The following is a 23,254-nucleotide window of genomic DNA, read 5'->3' as shown; positions in this document are numbered from 1 at the left end:
CACAGGATACCTGATACCATGCGCAATTGACAAAAAATTTTAACGTTGTCATGCATAGTTGTTGTTTTGCACAATTATTTTAATTTTTATATGTGAAGTTGAGGTAACGCCATGTCCACTTCAGAAAATCGCCCCGTCAATTTTTTTGGATTGTTTCGCCGGGGACAGCACTATGCGAAGACCTGGCCCATGGAAAAAAGCCTCGCCCCGCTATTTATTGAGAATCGGACGATACGCGCCACCCGTTATGCCATTCGCTTTATGCCGCCCGTTGCTGTGTTTACGCTGTGCTGGCAAATCGCTCTTGGCGGGCAGTTAGGCCCGGCTGTCGCGACGGCGCTGTTTGCCCTGAGCCTGCCTATGCAAGGGCTGTGGTGGCTTGGCAAGCGCTCTGTCACGCCATTGCCCCCTTCAATTCTGCATTGGTTTTATGAAGTCCGCGGTAAATTGCAGGAGGCGGGGCAGGCGCTGGCACCTGTCGAAGGTAAGCCGGATTATCAGGCATTAGCTGACACGCTTAAGCGCGCCTTCAAACAACTCGATAAAACTTTCCTTGATGACTTGTGATTGATCATCGAAACGGTCAGTAAAAAAAGGCACAGTAACCATTAATAGTTACCGTGTCTTTTTTTTAATCTTCAACGCGCACAGGAGTCGTAAGATGGAAATGACCAATGCCCAACGACTGATTTTGTCTAATCAGTATAAAATGATGACCATGATGGATCCTGCTAATGCCGAGCGCTATCGTCGCCTGCAGACCATTATCGAGCGCGGCTATGGTCTGCAAATGCGTGAGCTGGATCGTGAGTTCGGCGAACTTAAAGAAGAAACCTGCCGTACCGTTATCGACATTATGGAGATGTACCACGCGTTACATGTCTCCTGGGCCAATCTGAAAGACGCGCAATCTATTGATGAACGCCGCGTTACCTTCTTAGGTTTTGATGCCGCCACCGAAGCGCGTTATCTCGGCTATGTACGCTTTATGGTCAATATTGAAGGGCGTTATACCCATTTCGATGCCGGTACACACGGCTTTAATGCCCAGACGCCAATGTGGGAAAAATACCAGCGTATGTTGAATGTATGGCACTCCTGCCCGCGCCAGTATCATCTGAGCGCGAATGAAATTAACCAAATTATCAATGCCTGAGGAGGCTCGCGTGCAGTGCAAAGGATTTCTGTTTGACCTGGATGGCACCCTGGTGAATTCGTTGCCCGTCGTGGAGCGGTCATGGTGCAGTTGGGCCGACCGCTTCGGCATCGATCATGACGAAGTGCTGAATTTTATCCATGGCAAACAGGCCATTACTTCGTTACGTCACTTTATGGCCGGTCACTCCGAAGAGGATATCGCAGCGGAGTTTACCTGGCTGGAGGAGATTGAAGCGACGGATACCGAAGGTGTCGTGGCCTTGCCCGGCGCGCTTGAGTTACTGAACCATCTCAATGAATCCCATATCCCGTGGGGCATCGTGACGTCGGGCTCCATCCCTGTTGCTCATGCCCGCCACCGGGCGGCGGGTTTACCGATGCCGGATGTATTTGTCACGGCTGAGCAGGTTAAGCGCGGCAAGCCTGAGCCGGATCCGTACCTGCTTGGGGCAAAACTGCTCGGTTTGCCGCCGCAAGAGTGTGTGGTGGTGGAAGACGCAGGGGCCGGTGTGCTTTCTGGCCTTGCAGCAAACTGCCATGTAATCGCGGTGAATGTGCCTGCCGATTCGCTACGTCTGGATGAGGCGGACTTTGTGCTTGCTCGTCTGGATGAAGTGGTCGTGACAAAGCAGCCTGATGGTCATGTCGTTGTCAGACGAAAAGCCTGAGTCATGATGTAGCCCCGCACCGTCGGGGCTTTTTTATGGCAAGATGAATCACCCCATTTTAAACAAGGACATGTTGTGAACGGTGAGCTTATCTGGGTGTTATGCCTGTTGATGATAGCTGTCGTCCTCTTTGCGACGGGTAAAGTGCGCATGGATGCGGTGGCGTTGCTGGTCATTGTGGCGTTTATTCTGAGCGGGACGTTGACGATGACCGAGGCGTTGTCGGGTTTTAGCGATCCCAACGTTGTCTTGATCGCCGCGCTTTTCATTATTGGTGACGGACTGGTACGGACCGGCGTGGCGACCAGCATGGGGTCATGGCTGGTAAAAATGGCCGGCAGCAGCGAAATTAAAATGCTGGTTCTGCTGATGCTCACCGTCGCAGGGCTTGGTGCCTTTATGAGTTCCACAGGCGTGGTGGCGATTTTTATTCCGGTGGTGCTCAGCGTCTCGATGCGTATGCAAATCTCTCCCTCTCGTTTAATGATGCCGCTCAGCTTTGCCGGGCTTATCAGCGGCATGATGACGCTGGTGGCGACACCGCCAAATCTGGTGGTCAACAGCGAACTGCTACGTGAGGGGTTGGCCGGGTTCAGCTTTTTTAGCGTTACCCCGCTGGGGCTGGTGATTTTGCTGATGGGCATTGTCTATATGCTGCTGATGCGCTTTATGCTTAAGAGCGACAAAGACGACAGCCAGCGTGACGGCTGGAAACGACGTACCTTCCGCGACTTGATAAAAGAGTACCGGCTGACAGGGCGCGCCAGGCGCCTGGCAATTCGCCCGGGCTCCCCCTTAATTGGCCAGCGGCTGGACGATCTGAAACTGCGTGAACGCTATGGCGCGAATGTTATTGGCGTTGAACGCTGGCGACGTTTCCGCCGCGTGATTGTTAACGTTAATGGGGTATCGGAATTTCGCGCCCGCGATGTTTTACTCATTGATATGTCGGCGGCGGATGTCGATTTACGCGAATTCTGCGCCGAACAACTGCTGGAGCCGATGATTTTACGCGGTGAATACTTTTCCGACCAGGCTCTGGATGTGGGGATGGCGGAAGTTTCGCCGATACCGGAGACCGAGTTATTAGGTAAAACCGTACGTGAAATTGGCTTTCGTACCCGTTATGGCTTAAATGTGGTTGGGCTTAAACGTGACGGAGAGGCAATGCCCGGCGTCGTTGTCGATGAACCCCTGCAACTCGGGGATATTTTATTAGTGGTGGGTAACTGGAAGTTAATTAGCCAGTTGGGCCAGAAAGGACGAGAGTTTCTGGTTCTCAATATGCCCGTGGAAGAGAGCGCCGTCTCTCCCGCCCATCACCAGGCGCCTCATGCGATATTCTGTCTGGTGCTGATGGTTGCGCTGATGCTGACAGATGAAATTCCTAATCCGGTGGCGGCAATCACAGCCTGCCTGCTGATGGGGAAATTCCGCTGTATTGATGCTGAGAGCGCCTATAAAGCCATTCACTGGCCAAGCCTTATTTTGATCGTCGGGATGATGCCCTTTGCGCTGGCGCTGCAAAAAACGGGTGGGGTAGATCTTGTCGTTAAAGCTTTACTCGATTTCGGCGGCAGCTATGGGCCCTATATGATGCTGGTATGCCTGTTTGTGTTGTGTGCCACTATCGGGCTATTTATCTCGAATACCGCGACGGCTGTTTTAATGGCGCCTATCGCGTTGGCGACGGCAAAATCGATGGGGGTCTCTCCTTATCCTTTCGCGATGGTTGTCGCGATGGCGGCCTCGGCAGCCTTCATGACGCCAGTATCATCACCGGTAAATACGCTGGTTCTGGGGCCGGGTAATTATCAATTCAGCGATTTCGTTAAAATCGGCGTGCCGTTTACTCTGCTCGTCATGGCGGTGTGCGTCGTGTTGATCCCTGTTCTGTTTCCGTTTTAAAGGCTACCCCGGCGGCAGTGCGAGCGCCGGGGTAGCCTTTTTCAAACGGAGGGTAACGCCGTAAGCGGAAAGAAGTGTATTAAAGCGGTGAGTCCTGGCTTATTTCATCAAGCGATAAATGGAAGCTTGGTACAAAAACTTGTATGAAGTAATCCATTTCCGGACTGCGTCGGGCATCCAGGGTTTTCTCCAGACGCGATTTTGCCAGCATAAATTCGTTATTTCCGGCAGACAATTCTTCAAGACATTTCAGATATGCACAGAGCGCATCTGCCTGTTTAACGATCAATTTTTCATCAGCGCTGTAATAATGCTCATCGATCAGCTCAGAGAATATATCGCGTAGCTCTTCCGGCACCATCTCGACCAGCTTCTGCTGGGCAATTTTTTCGATGGCTTTATATTCCTGGGCGATTTGCGAGTTGAAGTATTTAACCGGGGTGGGTAAATCACCGGTCAATACTTCTGAGGCATCATGATACATCGCTAACAGCGCGATTCGTTCCGCATTAACCTGGCCGCCGAACTTGCGATTTTTAATCGCCGCCAGTGCATGTGCCACCATGGCAACCTGCAGGCTGTGTTCCGAGACGTTCTCGGTACGCACATTGCGCATCAGTGGCCAACGGTTGATTAATTTAAGACGGGAGAGGTGCGCGAAGAAGTGGCTTTGACTCATAGTAAACCTTGTCTGTAACTGCGACGATGAGCCATTGTGCGCAGAGAGTGGGGGAAGATGCAAATCCTCCCCCCGGCGCAATTATTGGTGGTAACCTGATAAGAAGCGGCCAAAACGGGTGATGGACATTTCCAGGTCGTCCATGCGCGGCAGTGTGACGATGCGCACATGATCCGGCCATGGCCAGTTGAAGGCCGTTCCCTGAACAAGCAGCACTTTTTCCTGCAACAGGAAATCAAGCACCATTTTCTGATCGTCGTGAATATTGAAGCGTTTAGCGTCAATTTTCGGGAACATATAAAGTGCTCCCTTTGGTTTCACGCAGGACACGCCAGGGATTTCGTTAATCAGTTCCCACGCGCGATTGCGTTGTTCGTAAAGACGCCCGCCAGGCACGATGAATTCACTGATGCTCTGGTAGCCGCCAAGCGCGGTCTGAATCGCATGCTGTGCGGGGACGTTCGCGCAAAGACGCATAGAGGCCAACATCTCCAGCCCTTCAATGTAGCCTTTGGCGTGTTTTTGCGGTCCGCTCAGTACCATCCAACCCTGACGGAACCCGGCAACGCGGTAGGTCTTGGAAAGGCCGTTAAAGGTGATGGTAAACACGTCCGGCGCCATCGCAGCAATAGAGTGATGCTCGGCATCGTCATAGAGGATTTTGTCGTAGATCTCGTCGGCGAAAATAATGAGATTATGCTGTCGCGCAATCTCTACAATCTCCATCAACAACTCTTTCGAATAAACCGCCCCAGTGGGGTTATTCGGGTTAATGATGACGATCCCACGGGTTCGTGGCGTTATTTTCGCGCGGATATCATCAAGATCCGGGAACCAGTCAGAGGATTCATCACACAGATAGTGCACAGCTTTACCGCTCGAAAGCGACACTGCCGCTGTCCATAAAGGATAGTCCGGCGCCGGGACCAGCATTTCGTCACCGCTGTTTAACAGGGCCTGCATTGATTGTACGATCAGTTCTGAAACGCCATTACCGATGTAGATATCTTCAACGGTAACATCGCGCATGCCGCGTGCCTGATAGTGCTGCATGATGGCTTTACGCGCTGAGTACAGCCCTTTTGAGTCACAATAACCTTGCGCGGTTGGCAGATTTCGAATGACGTCGACCAGAATTTCATCTGGCGCCTCAAAGCCGAAAGGCGCCGGGTTGCCGATGTTTAGTTTAAGAACTTTGTTGCCTTCTTCTTCCAGGCGTTTCGCCTCTTTGAGAACCGGCCCGCGTATGTCATAACAGACGTTGTCTAATTTGCTGGATTTTTCGATGGAGGACATGAATCTTTGACCTTTTAGCTGTGAGTGCCACTTCCTGCCGTGGAAGTCAGCACCGAACAATGTACTCCCACGAGCGCAGGTTTTGAAGGGTGGACAGAAGAAGATTTTGCCTTAACCACATCACAATTAACGTTTTTTAAACTACCATTATTGGTTAAATCTCTATATACCAGTGTTAATGATATCGTTTGTGGTTTATGGTTCTTCTTGAGCTGTTTTTTGTCGATTTTTCTGCTAAAAAAGAAAGGTTCTGCAGTATGCACGACAATGCAGAAGAATGATTTCGTCTCATAATCATTCTCAATACATAGAGAGTGATAAATTTGAAAGTAAGACAGTGCCTGAGAAACGACTAATCTGTGAAGATAATGTTAAGTATTATTAATACATAAGGTGATTTATTTTTCACGTTTATTTAATATTGCGAAAGGAAAAAGTGGACCCTTTTAATATTAATAAAACTAAATCGTTCGCGAGATGATTTTTGGCGATCAGATTAATCGCAATAATGCTTATAAATATAATAGTTTTAGGTTAAAATGGTGCCCGGAAATGGTTCCAGCTGGAAAGCCATGCTTTCTGTATGGACTATTTGTTATTATTAGTTTGCTGTTATTACTCGTTTTCTACTCCCGTTCGGCCATATGAATTGGCCGTATATGACGTGCTCGCCATGTACGGCTAAGAATGTTGCAAAAAAATGCTTTTTCCTTAAAAGGATTAACAAGTATTCGCATGGTTTATATATTCAATAGGGAAGGGAGTATGCAGAATAATGACGTTGAGTTTGTCTTGCCCCAGACTGTGAACTATAAACACCTGAACTTTTTGTCAAGTTGACCAGGGTGATAACTCTGCTGGATGCACATTAAAAAGGGAATTGCTTAAATCTTACGCGCACAGCATAAACCCGGGTAACTCCGAGTGAGGAACCCGTAAGTGAAAAATTATGATAAATGCAAATCGTCCGATACTGAATCTCGACCTCGATCTGCTGAGAACCTTCGTTGCGGTCGCTGATTTGAACACGTTCGCTGCGGCAGCAGCCGCAGTTTGTCGCACCCAGTCAGCGGTAAGTCAGCAAATGCAAAGACTGGAGCAGTTAGTAGGAAAAGAGCTTTTTGCCCGTCATGGTCGAAATAAGCTGTTAACTGAGCACGGCATTCAGTTACTGGGCTATGCAAGAAAGATCTTACGTTTCAATGATGAAGCATGTACATCGTTAATGTTTAGCAATTTACAGGGAGCGTTAACGATCGGCGCTTCGGATGAATCTGCCGACACTATCTTGCCGTTCCTGCTTAATCGTATTAGTTCTGTTTATCCAAAGCTCGCCCTGGACGTGCGTGTCAAACGTAATCCTTTTGCCGGAGATAGACTGAAAGAAGATGATGTCGATCTTGTCGTTACCACTAATCGGCCAGGTGAATTCGATTGTCTGACGCTGCGAACTTCACCCACGCACTGGTACTGCTCTGCGGAATTCGTATTGCAAAGAGGTGAAGCGGTACCACTGGTCCTGTTAGATGAACCAAGTCCCTTTCGCGATATCGTGATAAATACGCTTAATGAGGCGGATATTCCCTGGCGTATTGCTTATGTCGCGTCCACTCTTTCAGCGGTAAAAGCGGCGGTAAAAGCCGGGCTTGGGATCACCGCCCGCCCCGTTGAAATGATGAGTCCTGATTTACGGGTATTGGGTAAATCAGACGGACTGCCGCTCCTGCCTGATACTGAATATCTCCTTTGCTATAACCCGCTAAGTCAAAATGAACTGGCGCAGGTGATTTTCGAGGCAATGGAGCACTATCAGAATCCCTGGCATTACGGCAGTAGTGCCACCGAAGGGGGAGGAGATTCTCTGGTGATCGAGGGCGATTTTGGGTAACAGCCGCGCCAAAAACTGGTAACAAAATGTAAGTGTGAAAATAGACCGCTGGCAGCAAAAATGCTGTCATCGGTTTGTTTTTTGCACAATTTAGTGCTTTATGAAACGTAAATGCGTTAAATAACTAAATAATTCAACTTCTTAATTATCCCGCCTGTCATCTCATCACTTTTGATCTATAGTTTTTGGTAATGGCCATTCATGTTAAAAAACTAGCCATTTTGTTGCCGTTTTTAGGAATGAATTAACAAAAGCGTGTCTCAGATCAAGAAAATACTCCCATAGAGGGGGAGGAATCCAGGCAAAATCCTGTCAAAATGAGAGGGTAATATTTGTAAAACCTCACAACGGACACGATTCAACACCCTGATTGTTTGCGGGCTTTATTTGAGGTTGAAGAAGAAAACGGCATTAAATGTTAATGAATTGCTGTCGATGTAAACTAATGTGAGGAAGCTTTTGTTAAAGTTGACAAAAGGTTATAGAAAGGAGTAAAAACCCACATCGTTTGACCGACTTTGTCAAATTCGCACTGAGCGTGTGGTTTTATTCCTCCCCATGAATCGATGTGGCGCCATCTGCCGAGAAGAGCAGAGGTATTAAGCGCTACCTTTTGAGTTAAGCAATGCGTATGTCAACATCCACTGAAATCATCGCTCATCATTGGGCATTCGCTATCTTTCTTATTGTCGCTATTGGCCTGTGCTGCCTGATGCTCGTCGGTGGCCGGTTCCTCGGTGGTCGGGCGCGTGCAAGACACAAAAACGTCCCATTCGAGTCCGGTATCGATTCGGTAGGTTCAGCTCGCCTTCGTCTGTCTGCCAAGTTCTACCTGGTGGCCATGTTCTTCGTCATCTTCGACGTTGAAGCGCTCTATTTATATGCATGGTCAACCTCCATTCGTGAGAGTGGTTGGGTTGGTTTTGTCGAAGCTGCAATTTTCATTTTAGTGCTGCTGGCAGGTCTTGTTTACCTGGTGCGTATCGGTGCGCTGGACTGGACGCCTGCGCGTTCACGCCGCGAACGACTCAATCCGGAAACCGACAGCTACACTAATCGTCAACGCTAACCGCGAGGCAATAAGATGGATTATACGCTCACCCGCATAGATCCCAACGGTGAGAATGACCGTTACCCCCTGCAAAAACAGGAGATCGTAACCGACCCTCTTGAGCAGGAAGTGAATAAAACGGTGTTCATGGGCAAACTCCATGACCTGGTTAACTGGGGCCGTAAAAACTCAATCTGGCCTTATAACTTTGGCCTCTCCTGCTGCTACGTTGAGATGGTAACGTCATTCACTGCGGTGCATGACGTTGCGCGTTTCGGGGCTGAGGTGTTACGTGCTTCGCCGCGTCAGGCCGACCTGATGGTTATCGCGGGTACGCCGTTCACCAAAATGGCGCCGGTAATCCAGCGTCTGTATGACCAGATGCTTGAGCCAAAATGGGTTATTTCCATGGGCGCATGTGCCAACTCCGGCGGTATGTACGATATTTACTCTGTCGTACAGGGCGTTGATAAATTCATCCCGGTGGACGTATACATCCCCGGCTGCCCGCCACGTCCGGAAGCCTATATGCAGGCCCTGATGCTGTTGCAGGAATCCATTGGTAAAGAACGCCGCCCGCTGTCGTGGGTTGTTGGCGATCAAGGCGTGTATCGCGCCAATATGCAATCAGAGCGCGAGCGTAAACGCGGCGAACGTATTGCCGTCACGAATCTGCGTACACCTGACGAGATTTAATTTGCGCCTGTAGGTAATGGCAAACACTTCGCATTTTAATAATCAACTAACGCGGAGCCTTACCTGACAGTCACCACGGACCTTTTGCAATGGTGAACAATATGACTGACTTAACTGCGCAAGAAGCCACATGGCAGACCCGCGATCACCTTGATGATCCGGTCATTGGCGAGCTGCGCAACCGTTTTGGGCCGGATGCCTTTACCGTTCAGGCTACCCGCACCGGGGTACCCGTTGTTTGGGTGAAGCGTGAACAGTTACTGGAAGTAGGTGATTTCCTCAAGAAACTGCCAAAACCTTACGTCATGCTGTTTGATTTACACGGCATGGACGAACGTCTCCGTACGCACCGCGCGGGTTTGCCTGCCGCGGATTTTTCCGTTTTCTATCACCTGATTTCCATTGAACGCAATCGCGATATCATGCTCAAGGTGGCGTTATCTGAAAACGATCTGCGTGTACCGACTTTCACCAAACTTTTCCCGAACGCGAACTGGTATGAGCGCGAAACATGGGAAATGTTCGGTATTGATATCGAAGGCCACCCGCACCTGACGCGCATTATGATGCCGCAGACGTGGACAGGCCACCCGCTGCGTAAAGACTATCCGGCGCGTGCGACCGAATTCGATCCGTTTGAGCTGACAAAAGCGAAACAGGATCTGGAGATGGAAGCACTGAAATTCAAACCGGAAGACTGGGGCATGAAGCGTGGTACCGACAATGAGGACTTCATGTTCCTTAACCTCGGTCCGAACCACCCGTCTGCGCACGGTGCATTCCGTATTATCCTCCAGCTTGATGGCGAAGAGATCGTCGACTGCGTACCGGATATCGGTTACCACCACCGTGGTGCCGAGAAGATGGGCGAGCGTCAGTCCTGGCACAGCTACATCCCCTATACCGACCGTATTGAATATCTCGGCGGTTGCGTCAATGAAATGCCGTACGTACTGGCGGTGGAAAAACTGGCAGGAATTACCGTTCCGGACCGCGTGAATGTGATTCGCGTGATGCTCTCCGAGCTGTTCCGTATCAACAGCCATCTGCTGTACATTTCGACGTTTATTCAGGACGTGGGCGCGATGACCCCGGTCTTCTTCGCCTTTACCGATCGTCAGAAAATCTACGATCTGGTGGAAGCGATCACTGGTTTCCGTATGCATCCGGCCTGGTTCCGTATCGGCGGGGTGGCTCACGATCTGCCGCGTGGCTGGGATCGTCTGCTGCGCGAATTCCTCGACTGGATGCCGAAGCGTCTGGCCTCGTACGAGAAAGCAGCGCTGCGTAATACCATTCTGAAAGGTCGTTCTCAGGGGGTTGCTGCCTATGGCGCGAAAGAAGCGCTGGAGTGGGGCACCACAGGCGCAGGTCTGCGCGCCACCGGGATTGACTTCGACGTGCGTAAGGCGCGTCCGTACTCTGGCTATGAAAACTTCGACTTTGAAGTCCCGGTTGGCGGCGGTGTTTCCGACTGCTACACCCGCGTGATGCTGAAAGTGGAAGAGCTGCGCCAGAGTCTGCGCATCCTTGAGCAGTGCCTCAACAATATGCCGGAAGGCCCGTTCAAAGCGGATCACCCGCTGACCACGCCGCCGCCGAAAGAGCGCACGCTGCAACATATCGAAACCCTGATCACCCACTTCCTGCAGGTTTCCTGGGGCCCGGTCATGCCGGCGCAGGAGTCCTTCCAGATGATTGAAGCGACCAAGGGTATTAACAGTTACTACCTGACCAGTGATGGCAGCACCATGAGCTACCGTACTCGTGTACGTACGCCAAGCTTTGCGCACCTGCAGCAGATCCCGTCCGCCATCCGCGGCAGTCTGGTCTCTGACCTGATTGTGTATCTGGGTAGTATCGATTTTGTTATGTCAGATGTGGACCGCTAATTATGCACGAGAATCAATTACCAGAAACCGAGGCTTTTGAGCTGAGTGCGGCAGAGCGTGAAGCTATTGAGCACGAGATGCACCACTACGAAGATCCGCGTGCTGCGTCCATTGAAGCGCTGAAAATCGTTCAGAAACAGCGTGGTTGGGTGCCAGACGGCGCGATTTACGCCATCGCTGATGTGCTGGGTATCCCGGCGAGCGATGTGGAAGGGGTGGCGACATTCTATAGCCAGATCTTCCGCCAGCCGGTGGGCCGTCACGTTATCCGTTATTGCGACAGCGTGGTGTGCCATATCACCGGTTACCAGGGTATTCAGTCTGCGATTGAAAGCCACCTGAAGATCAAGCCGGGCCAGACCACCTTCGACGGTCGCTTTACGCTGCTGCCGACCTGCTGTCTGGGTAACTGTGATAAGGGGCCGAACATGATGATTGATGAGGATACTCATGCGCATCTGACCCCGGAAGGCATTCCCGAATTACTGGAGCGGTATAAATGAAAACCGTTAACCGTACTCCCGAAACGCATCCGCTGACCTGGCGTCTGCGTGATGACAAGCAGCCCGTGTGGCTGGATGAATATCAGAGCAAAAACGGCTATGCCGGTGCGCGTCGCGCGCTGACCGGTATGGCGCCGGATGACATCGTCAATGCGGTCAAAGACTCTGGTCTGAAAGGCCGTGGCGGCGCTGGCTTCTCCACGGGTCTGAAGTGGAGCCTGATGCCGAAAGACGAATCCATGAACATCCGTTACCTGCTGTGTAACGCTGATGAAATGGAGCCGGGCACCTACAAAGACCGTTTACTGATGGAGCAACTGCCGCACCTTCTGGTGGAAGGCATGCTCATCTCCGCATTTGCGCTGAAAGCGTACCGTGGCTACATCTTCCTGCGCGGCGAATACATTGAAGCGGCGGTGCATTTGCGCCGTGCGATTGCCGAAGCGACTGAAGCGGGTCTGCTGGGGAAAAACATCCTCGGTTCTGGTTTCGATTTCGAACTGTTCGTGCACACCGGTGCCGGGCGTTATATCTGTGGTGAAGAGACCGCGCTGATTAACTCCCTCGAAGGTCGTCGCGCCAACCCGCGCTCCAAACCGCCATTCCCGGCGAGCTCCGGCGTGTGGGGTAAACCGACCTGTGTAAACAACGTCGAAACCCTGTGTAACGTCCCGGCAATCCTCGCTAACGGCGTTGAGTGGTACCAGAACATTTCGAAGAGCAAAGACGCTGGCACCAAACTGATGGGCTTCTCTGGTCGCGTGAAGAATCCGGGACTGTGGGAGCTGCCGTTTGGCACCACGGCTCGTGAAATCCTTGAGGATTACGCGGGCGGTATGCGTGATGGACTGAAATTCAAAGCCTGGCAACCGGGCGGGGCAGGGACTGACTTCCTGACCGAAGCGCACCTCGATCTGCCGATGGAATTCGAAAGCATCGGTAAAGCGGGCAGCCGTCTGGGTACGGCGCTGGCCATGGCGGTAGACCACGAAATTGGTATGGTTTCGCTGGTCCGTAATCTGGAAGAGTTTTTCGCCCGTGAATCCTGCGGCTGGTGTACGCCTTGCCGTGACGGTTTGCCGTGGAGCGTGAAAATTCTGCGCGCGTTAGAGCGCGGCGAAGGCCAGCCTGGGGATATCGAGACACTTGAGCAACTGTGTCGTTTCCTCGGACCGGGTAAAACCTTCTGCGCGCATGCGCCAGGTGCGGTAGAGCCGCTGCAGAGCGCAATAAAATACTTCCGCGAAGAATTCGAGGCAGGCATTAAGCAACAGTTCAGCAATACCCAGGCTATTCATGGGATTCAGCCGAACCTGCTTAAAACGCGCTGGTGAGTTAAATTTCTAATTTGGAAGCACGCTAATGGCTACGATTCATGTAGACGGCAAAGAATACGAGGTTAACGGAGCGGACAACCTGCTACAGGCATGTCTCTCTATGGGCCTTGATATTCCTTATTTTTGCTGGCATCCGGCGCTGGGAAGCGTGGGTGCGTGCCGCCAGTGTGCGGTGAAGCAATATCAAAACGCGGAAGACACGCGTGGTCGCCTGGTCATGTCCTGTATGACCCCGGCAACCGATGGCACCTTTATTTCTATCGACGATGAAGAAGCGAAGCAGTTCCGTGAAAGCGTTGTAGAGTGGCTGATGACCAACCACCCGCACGACTGTCCGGTCTGTGAAGAGGGCGGCAACTGCCACCTGCAGGATATGACCGTGATGACGGGTCATAGCTTCCGTCGCTACCGTTTCACCAAACGTACTCACCGCAACCAGGACCTGGGGCCGTTCATCTCTCACGAAATGAACCGCTGCATCGCCTGCTATCGCTGCGTGCGTTACTACAAAGACTACGCAGACGGCGCCGATCTTGGCGTTTATGGCGCACACGACAACGTCTACTTTGGTCGCCCGGAAGACGGTACGCTTGAAAGCGAATTCTCCGGTAACCTGGTGGAAATTTGCCCGACCGGCGTCTTCACCGATAAAACCCACTCCGAGCGTTACAACCGTAAGTGGGACATGCAGTTTGCACCGAGCATCTGCCAGCAGTGCTCACTGGGCTGTAACACCAGCCCGGGTGAACGTTACGGTGAACTGCGTCGTATCGAAAACCGTTACAACGGGACCGTTAACCACTACTTCCTCTGCGACCGTGGTCGTTTTGGCTATGGTTATGTGAACCTGAAAGACCGTCCGCGTCAGCCGGTGCAGCGCCGTGGCAATGACCTGATCACCCTTAACGCCGAGCAGGCGATGCAGGGCGCGGCAGATATTCTGCGCCAGTCGAAGAAAGTGATCGGTATCGGCTCCCCGCGCGCCAGCGTCGAAAGCAACTTCGCGCTGCGTGAGCTGGTTGGAGCAGAAAACTTCTATACCGGCATCGCCAGCGGCGAGCAGGAACGTCTGCAATTAATGCTAAAAGTGCTGCGTGAGGGCGGTATTCGCACCCCGGCGCTGCGCGAAATTGAATCTTACGATGCGGTTCTGGTTCTGGGCGAAGACATTACCCAGACGGGCGCACGTGTCGCACTGGCGGTCCGTCAGGCCGTGAAAGGGAAAGCACGTGAGATGGCAGCGGCGCAGAAAGTGGCCGACTGGCAGATTGCGGCGATCCTCAACATTGGCCAGCGCGCCAAACACCCGTTGTTTGTCACCAACGTGGACGATACCCGTCTGGACGATATCGCCGCGTGGACCTACCGCGCACCCGTAGAAGATCAGGCCCGTTTAGGCTTCGCCATCGCTCATGCGCTGGATGACGCTTCTCCGGCGGTCGAGGGTTTAAGCAGCGACTTGCGTGGCAAGGTTGATGTTATCGTTCAGGCGCTGGCAGGCGCGAAAAAGCCGCTGATCATCTCCGGTACCAACACTGGCAGCACGGCTGTAATTCAGGCCGCCGCAAACGTCGCGAAAGCGTTGAAAAGTCGCGGTGCCGATGTCGGTATCACCATGATTGCCCGTTCGACCAACAGCGTCGGCCTGGGGCTGATGGGCGGTGGTTCGCTGGATGACGCGTTAACCGAACTGGAAACCGGTGCCGCTGATGCGGTTATCGTACTGGAAAACGATCTGCACCGTCACGCTGCGGCCAGTCGCGTAAATGCCGCGCTGGATAAAGCGCCGCTGGTGTTGGTTATTGACCATCAGCGCACGGCGATCATGGACCATGCGCATCTGGTGCTGTCTGCGGCAAGCTTCGCGGAAAGCGATGGTACAGTTATCAACAATGAAGGACGCGCGCAGCGCTTCTTCCAGGTGTATGACCCGGCCTATTACGACAGCAAAACGATTATGCTGGAAAGCTGGCGTTGGCTGCACTCCCTGCACAGCACCGTACAGAGCCGTGAAGTGGACTGGACGCAGCTTGACCATGTTATCGACGCCGTCGTTGAAAAAATGCCGCAGTTCGCCGGTATCAAAGACGCAGCACCGGATGCCAGCTTCCGTATCCGTGGCCAGAAACTGGCACGTGAACCGCACCGCTACAGTGGTCGTACGGCCATGCGCGCCAATATCAGCGTTCACGAACCGCGTCAGCCGCAGGATAAAGACACCATGTTCGCTTTCTCAATGGAAGGGAACAACCAGCCGTCCGCACCGCGTTCACAAATTCCGTTCGCATGGGCTCCGGGCTGGAACTCCCCGCAAGCATGGAACAAATTCCAGGCTGAGGTGGGCGGTTCACTGCGCCACGGCGATCCGGGCGTGCGGCTGATCGAAGCCTCGGCGACCGGTCTGGATTACTTCACTTCTGTTCCGGCAGGCTTTGAACCGCAGGACGGTCAGTGGCGTATTGCGCCTTACTACCATCTGTTCGGCAGTGATGAACTGTCCCAGCGTTCTCCGGTCTTCCAGAGCCGTATGCCTGAGCCGTATATCAAACTCAACCCGGCTGACGCCGCGAAGTTGGGTGTGAATGCGGGCGCGCATATTTCGTTCAGCTACGACGGTCAGACGTTAAGCCTGCCTCTGCAGCTTTCCGAAGGGCTGACGGCAGGGCAGGTTGGTTTGCCGATGGGCATGCCGGGCATTGCCCCGGTACTGGCCGGCGCACGTCTTGAAAATCTGCAGGAGGCGCAAGCATGAGTTGGTTAACACCGGATGTTATCGACATTCTGTTAGGTATCATCAAGGCTGTCGTGATCCTGCTGGTGGTTGTCACCTGCGGCGCGCTCATGAGTTTTGGCGAACGTCGTCTGCTGGGGCTGTTCCAGAACCGCTACGGACCGAACCGCGTAGGCTGGGGTGGTTCACTCCAGATCGTCGCGGACATGATCAAGATGTTCTTTAAAGAGGACTGGATCCCGAAATTCACTGACCGGGTTATCTTCACCCTCGCGCCGATGATCGCTTTTACCTCGCTGCTACTGGCCTTCGCCATTGTCCCGGTGAGCCCGGGCTGGGTGGTAGCGGACCTGAACATCGGGATTTTGTTCTTCCTGATGATGGCAGGTCTTGCGGTCTACGCGGTGCTGTTCGCGGGCTGGTCCAGTAACAACAAATACTCCCTGCTGGGTGCGATGCGTGCTTCCGCGCAGACGCTCAGCTACGAAGTGTTCCTCGGGCTTTCCCTGATGGGCGTGGTGGCGCAGGCCGGTTCATTCAACATGACCGACATCGTCAATAACCAGGCTGATATCTGGAACGTTATCCCGCAGTTCTTCGGTTTTATTACCTTCGCTATCGCGGGCGTGGCGGTGTGTCACCGTCACCCGTTTGACCAGCCGGAAGCCGAGCAGGAACTGGCCGATGGTTACCACATTGAATATTCCGGTATGAAGTTCGGTCTGTTCTTTGTGGGGGAATACATCGGTATCGTGACCATCTCTGCACTGATGGTGACGTTGTTCTTCGGTGGCTGGCATGGCCCGTTCTTACCGCCATTCATCTGGTTCGCGATTAAAACCGCGTTCTTTATGATGATGTTCATTTTGATTCGCGCAGCGTTACCCCGTCCGCGTTATGACCAGGTAATGTCCTTCGGCTGGAAAGTATGCCTGCCGCTGACGCTTCTCAATCTGTTGGGTACGGCGGCTGTCATTCTCTGGCAAGCGCAATAAGGGGTGAAAAGACCATGACTTTAAAAGAATTACTCGTGGGCTTCGGCACCCAGGTGCGCAGTATCTGGATGATCGGCCTGCATGCGTTTGCGAAACGCGAAACTCGGATGTACCCGGAAGAGCCGGTATATTTGCCGCCGCGCTACCGTGGACGCATCGTCCTGACGCGTGACCCGGACGGCGCCGAGCGCTGTGTTGCCTGTAACCTGTGTGCGGTAGCGTGCCCGGTAGGCTGTATCTCTTTGCAAAAAGCAGAGACGGTAGATGGCCGTTGGTATCCGGAGTTTTTCCGCATTAACTTCTCGCGCTGCATTTTCTGCGGTCTGTGTGAAGAGGCGTGCCCAACCACTGCAATCCAGCTAACCCCGGACTTCGAACTGGGTGAGTACAAGCGTCAGGATCTGGTGTACGAAAAAGAGGATCTGCTGATCTCCGGTCCGGGTAAATATCCGGAATATAACTTCTACCGGATGGCAGGTATGGCAATCGACGGAAAAGATAAGGGCGAGGCGCAGAACGAAGCCAAACCTATCGACGTCAAGAGCCTGTTACCGTAAGGAGAGGGGCAATGGAGTTCGCTTTTTATATCTGTGGCCTGGTAGCCATCCTCGCGACACTACGGGTTATTACCCATACCAATCCGGTGCATGCGTTGCTGTACCTGATTGTGTCGCTGCTGGCGATTGCAGGTGTCTTCTTCTCGCTTGGCGCCTATTTTGCCGGTGCGCTGGAAATCATCGTTTACGCGGGCGCGATTATGGTGCTGTTCGTGTTTGTGGTGATGATGCTCAATCTGGGCGGCAGCGAAATCGAACAGGAGCGTCAGTGGCTGCGACCGCAAGTGTGGGTTGGCCCGGCACTGTTGTCTGCTGTGCTGCTGGGCGTGATGATTTACGCCATTACTGGCGTTAACGATCAGGGTATTGATGGTACGCCGATCAGCGCCAAAGCGGTGGGCAAGGACCTGTTCGGCGCATATGTGCTGGCGGTTGAACTGGCTTCTATGCTGCTGCTGGCAGGCCTGGTGGTCGCCTTCCATGTCGGTCGTGAAGACCGTATGGGCGAAGTGCTGAGCAATCGGGCGGACGATCGCGCGAAAAGAAAAACGGAGGAGCGCGCATGATCCCTTTACAACATGGACTGATCCTCGCGGCGATATTATTCGTGCTGGGCTTAACTGGTCTGGTGATTCGCCGCAACCTGCTGTTTATGCTGATCGGGCTTGAGATCATGATCAATGCCGCCGCGCTGGCTTTTGTGGTGGCAGGCAGCTACTGGGGGCAGACCGACGGTCAGATAATGTACATCCTCGCCATTAGCCTCGCGGCTGCAGAAGCGAGTATTGGTCTGGCGTTGCTGCTGCAACTCCATCGTCGCCGTCAGAATCTGAATATCGATTCAGTAAGTGAGATGCGTGGATGAACATGCTCGCCTTAACCATTATTTTTCCTCTGATTGGCTTTTTGCTGCTCTCTTTTTCACGTGGGCGCTGGTCGGAAAATCTGTCTGCCACCGTGGGTATCGGCTCTATCGGTTTATCTGCACTGGTAACGGCGATTGTCGGACTGGATTTCATCAATAACGGTCATCAGGGTTTTACCCAACCACTGTGGACGTGGATGTCTGTTGGCAACTTCAACATCAGCTTTAGTCTGGTGCTGGATGGTCTGTCGCTGACCATGCTCTCTGTGGTGACCGGCGTTGGCTTCCTGATCCATATGTTCGCCTCCTGGTATATGCGCGGCGAAGAGGGTTACTCCCGCTTCTTCGCCTACACCAACCTGTTTATCGCCAGCATGGTGATTCTGGTACTGGCGGATAACCTGCTGTTGATGTACCTCGGCTGGGAAGGCGTGGGCCTCTGTTCTTATCTGCTGATCGGCTTCTACTACACCGATCCGAAGAATGGCGCAGCCGCAATGAAAGCGTTTGTCGTAACCCGCGTGGGTGACGTCTTCCTCGCCTTTGCGCTGTTCATTCTTTATAACGAACTGGGCACCCTGAACTTCCGCGAAATGGTTGAACTGGCACCGCAGCATTTCGCCAACGGCAGCACCATGCTGCAGTGGGCGACACTAATGCTGCTGGGTGGTGCGGTCGGTAAATCTGCACAGCTTCCGTTGCAAACGTGGCTGGCTGATGCGATGGCAGGCCCGACGCCTGTCTCCGCGCTGATCCACGCCGCAACGATGGTGACCGCGGGTGTCTACCTGATTGCGCGTACGCATGGCCTGTTCCTGTTAACGCCGGAAATTCTGCATCTGGTGGGGATTGTCGGGGCAGTAACCCTGTTGCTGGCGGGTTTTGCCGCGCTGGTACAGACCGACATCAAACGTGTTCTCGCCTACTCCACCATGAGCCAGATTGGCTATATGTTCCTGGCGCTGGGCGTGCAGGCGTGGGATGCGGCGATTTTTCATCTGATGACGCACGCGTTCTTTAAAGCGCTGCTGTTCCTCTCGTCCGGTTCGGTGATTCTGGCCTGCCATCACGAGCAGAACATCTTCAAAATGGGCGGTCTGCGTAAGTCTATTCCGCTGGTTTATGCCTGCTTCCTTGTGGGTGGTGCGGCGCTGTCAGCATTGCCGATGGTGACTGCGGGCTTCTTTAGTAAGGACGAAATTCTTGCGGGTGCCGTGGCTAACGGTCATATCAACCTGATGGTAGCGGGCCTGGTCGGCGCGTTTATGACCTCGCTGTATACGTTCCGTATGATTTTCATCGTCTTCCATGGCAAAGAACAAATTCATGCACATGCAGGGAAGGGGATTACCCATCATCTGCCGCTGATTGTACTGCTGGTACTGTCCACGTTTGTCGGCGCAATGATTGTTCCGCCGCTGCATGGCGTACTGCCGGAAACCACCGAGCTTGAACACGGTAGCGTGGTCATGCTGGAAGTGGCTTCGGGTGTTGTGGCTATCGTCGGGATCCTGCTGGCTGCCTGGCTGTGGCTGGGTAAACGTACCCTGGTGACATCGATTGCTAACAGCGCACCGGGCCGTCTGCTGGGCACCTGGTGGTACAACGCGTGGGGCTTTGACTGGCTGTACGATCGCGTCTTCGTCAAACCATTCCTCGGTGTGGCATGGCTGTTGAAACGCGATCCACTGAATGCACTGATGAACATTCCGGCGATTCTGTCCCGCTTTGCAGGCAAAGGTCTGCTGCTAAGTGAGAACGGCTATCTGCGCTGGTATGTGGCGTCGATGAGCATCGGTGCAGTGGTGATTCTGGCGTTGCTGATGGTATTGCATTGAGTTTGATTTGAGGTGTGGTTTTACCCGGTGACGCTGCGCTTACCGGGCCTACGAGACCGTAGGTCGGCTAAGCGTTAGCGGCACAAGAAACAGCACCCAATCGTGAATGTTGTCGAATTCGTTGAAAATCGGTCCCTTAGGGACTTTAACAAGGAATAAAAATCGCCATGTTATTACCCTGGCTAATATTAATTCCCTTCATCGGTGGTTTCCTGTGCTGGCAGATCGAACGCTTTGGCGTCCGTGTTCCGCGCTGGATCGCACTGGTCACCATGGGACTGACGCTGGCGCTTGGCCTGCAACTCTGGTTGCAGGGCGGCTATTCACTAACGCAATCCGCTGGCATTCCGCAGTGGCAATCGGAGTTCTTACTCCCCTGGATCCCGCGTTTTGGTATCAATATCCATCTGGCACTGGACGGCCTGTCCCTGCTGATGGTGGTGCTGACCGGTTTCCTCGGCGTACTGGCGGTACTCTGCTCCTGGCGTGAAATCGAAAAATATCAGGGCTTTTTCCACCTGAACCTGATGTGGATCCTGGGCGGCGTTATCGGCGTGTTCCTGGCCATCGACATGTTCCTGTTCTTCTTCTTCTGGGAAATGATGCTGGTGCCGATGTACTTCCTGATAGCACTCTGGGGCCACAAAGCCTCCGACGGGAAGACACGTATCACCGCCGCGACCAAATTCTTCATCTATACCCAGGCAAGTGGTCTGGTGATGTTGATTGCGATTCTGGCGCTGGTGCTGGTGCATCATAACGCGACAGGCGTCTGGACCTTCGATTATCAGGATCTCCTGAAAACCCCGATGTCGCACGGTGTTGAATACCTGCTGATGCTGGGCTTCTTTATCGCGTTTGCGGTGAAAATGCCGGTGGTTCCGTTGCATGGCTGGCTGCCGGATGCGCACTCCCAGGCACCGACGGCGGGTTCCGTTGACCTTGCGGGCATCTTGCTGAAAACGGCGGCCTACGGTCTGCTGCGTTTCGCTCTGCCGCTGTTCCCGAACGCCTCCGCCGAGTTTGCGCCGATTGCCATGTGGCTGGGTGTTATCGGTATCTTCTACGGCGCGTGGATGGCCTTCACGCAGTACGATATCAAGCGTCTGATCGCCTATACCTCCGTTTCCCACATGGGCTTCGTGCTGATTGCCATCTACACCGGCAGCCAACTGGCCTATCAGGGGGCGGTAATCCAGATGATTGCCCATGGTCTTTCCGCCGCCGGTCTTTTCATCCTCTGTGGTCAGTTGTACGAACGCCTGCATACCCGTGATATGCGCATGATGGGCGGTTTGTGGGGCAAAATTAAATGGCTGCCTGCGCTGTCGATGTTCTTTGCAGTTGCCACGCTGGGTATGCCAGGCACCGGTAACTTCGTTGGCGAATTTATGATTTTGTTCGGTAGCTATCAGGTCGTTCCGGTAATTACCGTTATTTCGACCTTCGGTCTGGTGTTTGCGTCTGTTTATTCACTGGCGATGCTGCATCGCGCTTACTTCGGTAAAGCAAAAAGCGAGCTGGCCAGTCAAACGTTACCAGGGATGTCACTGCGCGAGCTGCTGATGATTCTGTCGCTGGTTGTACTTCTGGTACTGCTTGGCTTCTATCCGCAGCCGATTCTGGATACCTCGCATTCCGCGATGAGTAATATCCAGCAGTGGTTTGTTAATTCTGTTTCTACTACAAGGCCGTAAAGCGCTTATGACTTTAACCACACAACACCTGATTGCGCTGCTGCCGCTGCTGATCGTCGGCTTGACGGTGGTGGTTGTGATGCTCTCCATTGCGTGGCGACGCAACCATTTCTTCAATGCCACGCTATCGGTTATTGGTCTGAACGTCGCTCTGCTGTCGCTCTGGTTTGTTGGCCAGGCGGGTGCAATGGACGTGACGCCATTGATGCGCGTAGACGGTTACGCCATGCTGTATACCGGCCTGGTGCTACTGGCGAGCCTCGCAACCTGTACGTTTGCCTATCCCTGGCTTGAAGGCTACAACGACAATAAAGAAGAGTTCTACCTGCTGGTGTTGATCGCCGCGCTGGGCGGAATTCTGCTGGCGAACGCCAACCATATGGCGGCCCTGTTCCTCGGTATCGAGCTTATCTCTTTACCGCTGTTCGGGCTGATTGGTTACGCTTTCCGTCAAAAACGTTCGCTGGAAGCCAGTATTAAGTACACCATTCTGTCTGCCGCAGCCTCTTCTTTCCTGCTGTTCGGTATGGCGCTGGTTTACGCACAGTCCGGCAATCTGTCGTTTGTTGCGCTGGGCAAGAGCATCGCCGGGGACGTACTGCATGAACCGCTGCTGTTGACCGGTCTGGGTCTGATGATTGTTGGCCTTGGCTTTAAACTCTCTCTGGTTCCGTTCCACCTCTGGACGCCGGACGTTTATCAGGGTGCGCCAGCGCCGGTTTCAACCTTCCTGGCAACGGCGAGCAAGATTGCTATCTTTGGCGTCGTGATGCGTCTGTTCCTGTACGCACCGGTAGGCCAAAGTGAAGCCATCCGCGTCGTACTGGGGATTATCGCCTTTGTCTCCATCATCTTCGGTAACCTGATGGCGCTGAGCCAGACCAACATTAAACGTCTGCTTGGTTACTCTTCCATTTCCCATCTGGGTTATCTGCTGGTAGCGCTCATTGCGCTGCAAAGCGGTGAGATGTCGATGGAAACGGTGGGTGTCTACCTGGCGGGTTATCTGTTCAGCAGCCTTGGCGCGTTCGGCGTGGTGAGCCTGATGTCCAGTCCGTATCGTGGCCCGGACGCGGAATCCCTGTTCTCTTATCGCGGCCTGTTCTGGCACCGTCCAATTCTATCGGCGGTAATGACGGTTATGATGCTGTCGCTGGCGGGTATTCCAATGACGCTGGGCTTTATCGGTAAGTTCTACGTGCTGGCAGTGGGCGTACAGGCACACCTGTGGTGGCTGACGGCGGCCGTGGTTCTGGGCTCTGCCATCGGTCTCTACTACTATCTGCGCGTCGCGGTAAGTCTCTATCTGAGTGCGCCGCAACAGCTTAACCGTGATGCACCGGGTAACTGGCAGTATAGCGCCGGTGGTGTTGTGGTACTGATCTCTGCACTGCTGGTGCTGCTGCTCGGTATCTATCCGCAGCCGTTGATTTCGCTGGTACAACTGGCGAAACCGCTGATGTAATGCCTTTCAGATAATAAAAAACCGCCGATA

General features: G+C 53.2%; 20 protein-coding genes. 18 read left to right on the top strand and 2 right to left on the bottom strand.

The window, feature by feature from the left end; all coding sequences use genetic code 11:
- The first annotated feature begins 111 nt into the window (after positions 1 to 111).
- From yfbV to IP582_RS17750, 4 genes are all read left to right on the top strand, one after another.
- On the top strand, positions 112 to 567 hold the full coding sequence (gene yfbV, locus IP582_RS17765; protein ID WP_039079872.1) for a terminus macrodomain insulation protein YfbV: 456 nt from the start codon (positions 112 to 114) through the stop codon (positions 565 to 567).
- 94 nt (positions 568 to 661) lie between these two features.
- Positions 662 to 1,156 carry a YfbU family protein gene (locus IP582_RS17760; protein WP_039079873.1) on the top strand — a complete coding sequence of 165 codons (495 nt, stop codon included), beginning with the start codon at positions 662 to 664 and terminating at the stop codon, positions 1,154 to 1,156.
- Positions 1,128 to 1,826: a sugar phosphatase gene (locus IP582_RS17755; RefSeq protein WP_304489334.1), complete on the top strand. Its 699-nt coding sequence runs from the start codon at positions 1,128 to 1,130 to the stop codon at positions 1,824 to 1,826. Before IP582_RS17760 ends, IP582_RS17755 begins: the two co-directional genes overlap by 29 nt.
- Before the next feature lie 75 nt (positions 1,827 to 1,901).
- Positions 1,902 to 3,734, top strand: coding sequence for an SLC13 family permease (locus IP582_RS17750; RefSeq protein ID WP_193793978.1), 1,833 nt, complete (start codon positions 1,902 to 1,904; stop codon positions 3,732 to 3,734).
- A 79-nt stretch (positions 3,735 to 3,813) separates the two neighbouring features.
- On the opposite strand, the gene yfbR is transcribed toward IP582_RS17750, so the two are convergent.
- Together yfbR and alaA are read right to left on the bottom strand one after the other, a co-directional pair.
- The gene (gene yfbR, locus IP582_RS17745) at positions 3,814 to 4,413 is read right to left on the bottom strand and encodes a 5'-deoxynucleotidase (protein ID WP_193793977.1); all 600 of its coding nucleotides are present in this window, start codon (positions 4,411 to 4,413) and stop codon (positions 3,814 to 3,816) included.
- Positions 4,414 to 4,494: 81 nt separating this feature from the next.
- A complete protein-coding gene (gene alaA / locus IP582_RS17740; protein WP_039079877.1) occupies positions 4,495 to 5,709 on the bottom strand; it encodes an alanine transaminase AlaA in 1,215 nt (404 codons plus the stop codon).
- Between the two features lie 949 nt (positions 5,710 to 6,658).
- Here alaA and lrhA point away from each other — a divergent pair.
- The 14 genes from lrhA to nuoN all read left to right on the top strand — a co-directional run bounded on the left by lrhA (position 6,659) and on the right by nuoN (position 23,224).
- Positions 6,659 to 7,597 (top strand): transcriptional regulator LrhA, encoded by a 939-nt coding sequence (lrhA, locus tag IP582_RS17735; protein WP_193793976.1) that lies wholly within the window; start codon positions 6,659 to 6,661, stop codon positions 7,595 to 7,597.
- A 625-nt stretch (positions 7,598 to 8,222) separates the two neighbouring features.
- The gene (gene nuoA, locus IP582_RS17730; protein ID WP_039079879.1) at positions 8,223 to 8,666 is read left to right on the top strand and encodes an NADH-quinone oxidoreductase subunit NuoA; all 444 of its coding nucleotides are present in this window, start codon (positions 8,223 to 8,225) and stop codon (positions 8,664 to 8,666) included.
- A 15-nt stretch (positions 8,667 to 8,681) separates the two neighbouring features.
- Positions 8,682 to 9,344, top strand: a complete 663-nt coding sequence (gene nuoB / locus IP582_RS17725) for an NADH-quinone oxidoreductase subunit NuoB (protein ID WP_039079880.1) — start codon at positions 8,682 to 8,684, stop codon at positions 9,342 to 9,344.
- An 89-nt stretch (positions 9,345 to 9,433) separates the two neighbouring features.
- Positions 9,434 to 11,236, top strand: coding sequence for an NADH-quinone oxidoreductase subunit C/D (nuoC, locus tag IP582_RS17720; RefSeq protein ID WP_075203679.1), 1,803 nt, complete (start codon positions 9,434 to 9,436; stop codon positions 11,234 to 11,236).
- A 2-nt stretch (positions 11,237 to 11,238) separates the two neighbouring features.
- Positions 11,239 to 11,739: an NADH-quinone oxidoreductase subunit NuoE gene (nuoE, locus tag IP582_RS17715; RefSeq protein WP_039079881.1), complete on the top strand. Its 501-nt coding sequence runs from the start codon at positions 11,239 to 11,241 to the stop codon at positions 11,737 to 11,739.
- Entirely contained in the window at positions 11,736 to 13,073 is a 1,338-nt protein-coding gene (gene nuoF, locus IP582_RS17710; RefSeq protein WP_039079882.1) for an NADH-quinone oxidoreductase subunit NuoF, read from the top strand. Before nuoE ends, nuoF begins: the two co-directional genes overlap by 4 nt.
- Positions 13,074 to 13,101: 28 nt before the next feature.
- A complete protein-coding gene (nuoG, locus tag IP582_RS17705) occupies positions 13,102 to 15,828 on the top strand; it encodes an NADH-quinone oxidoreductase subunit NuoG (protein WP_193793975.1) in 2,727 nt (908 codons plus the stop codon).
- Positions 15,825 to 16,802, top strand: coding sequence for an NADH-quinone oxidoreductase subunit NuoH (gene nuoH / locus IP582_RS17700; protein WP_039079884.1), 978 nt, complete (start codon positions 15,825 to 15,827; stop codon positions 16,800 to 16,802). The genes nuoG and nuoH overlap by 4 nt, the downstream gene beginning before the upstream one ends.
- Positions 16,803 to 16,816: 14 nt before the next feature.
- Positions 16,817 to 17,359: an NADH-quinone oxidoreductase subunit NuoI gene (gene nuoI, locus IP582_RS17695; protein WP_039079885.1), complete on the top strand. Its 543-nt coding sequence runs from the start codon at positions 16,817 to 16,819 to the stop codon at positions 17,357 to 17,359.
- Between the two features lie 11 nt (positions 17,360 to 17,370).
- Positions 17,371 to 17,925: an NADH-quinone oxidoreductase subunit J gene (gene nuoJ, locus IP582_RS17690; RefSeq protein ID WP_039079886.1), complete on the top strand. Its 555-nt coding sequence runs from the start codon at positions 17,371 to 17,373 to the stop codon at positions 17,923 to 17,925.
- Positions 17,922 to 18,224, top strand: a complete 303-nt coding sequence (nuoK, locus tag IP582_RS17685; protein ID WP_004388260.1) for an NADH-quinone oxidoreductase subunit NuoK — start codon at positions 17,922 to 17,924, stop codon at positions 18,222 to 18,224. The genes nuoJ and nuoK overlap by 4 nt, the downstream gene beginning before the upstream one ends.
- Positions 18,221 to 20,062, top strand: a complete 1,842-nt coding sequence (gene nuoL, locus IP582_RS17680) for an NADH-quinone oxidoreductase subunit L (protein ID WP_039079888.1) — start codon at positions 18,221 to 18,223, stop codon at positions 20,060 to 20,062. The genes nuoK and nuoL overlap by 4 nt, the downstream gene beginning before the upstream one ends.
- 167 nt (positions 20,063 to 20,229) lie before the next feature.
- Complete coding sequence (gene nuoM / locus IP582_RS17675) at positions 20,230 to 21,759, top strand: NADH-quinone oxidoreductase subunit M (RefSeq protein WP_193793974.1); 1,530 nt, start codon at positions 20,230 to 20,232, stop codon at positions 21,757 to 21,759.
- 7 nt (positions 21,760 to 21,766) lie between these two features.
- Complete coding sequence (gene nuoN / locus IP582_RS17670) at positions 21,767 to 23,224, top strand: NADH-quinone oxidoreductase subunit NuoN (RefSeq protein WP_193793973.1); 1,458 nt, start codon at positions 21,767 to 21,769, stop codon at positions 23,222 to 23,224.
- The last annotated feature ends 30 nt before the right edge of the window (positions 23,225 to 23,254 follow it).

Origin of the sequence: Citrobacter sp. BDA59-3 (assembly GCF_015167655.1) — a bacterium.
GTDB classification, from domain to species: domain Bacteria; phylum Pseudomonadota; class Gammaproteobacteria; order Enterobacterales; family Enterobacteriaceae; genus Phytobacter; species Phytobacter diazotrophicus.
This window is presented reverse-complemented; position numbering and strand designations above follow the sequence as displayed.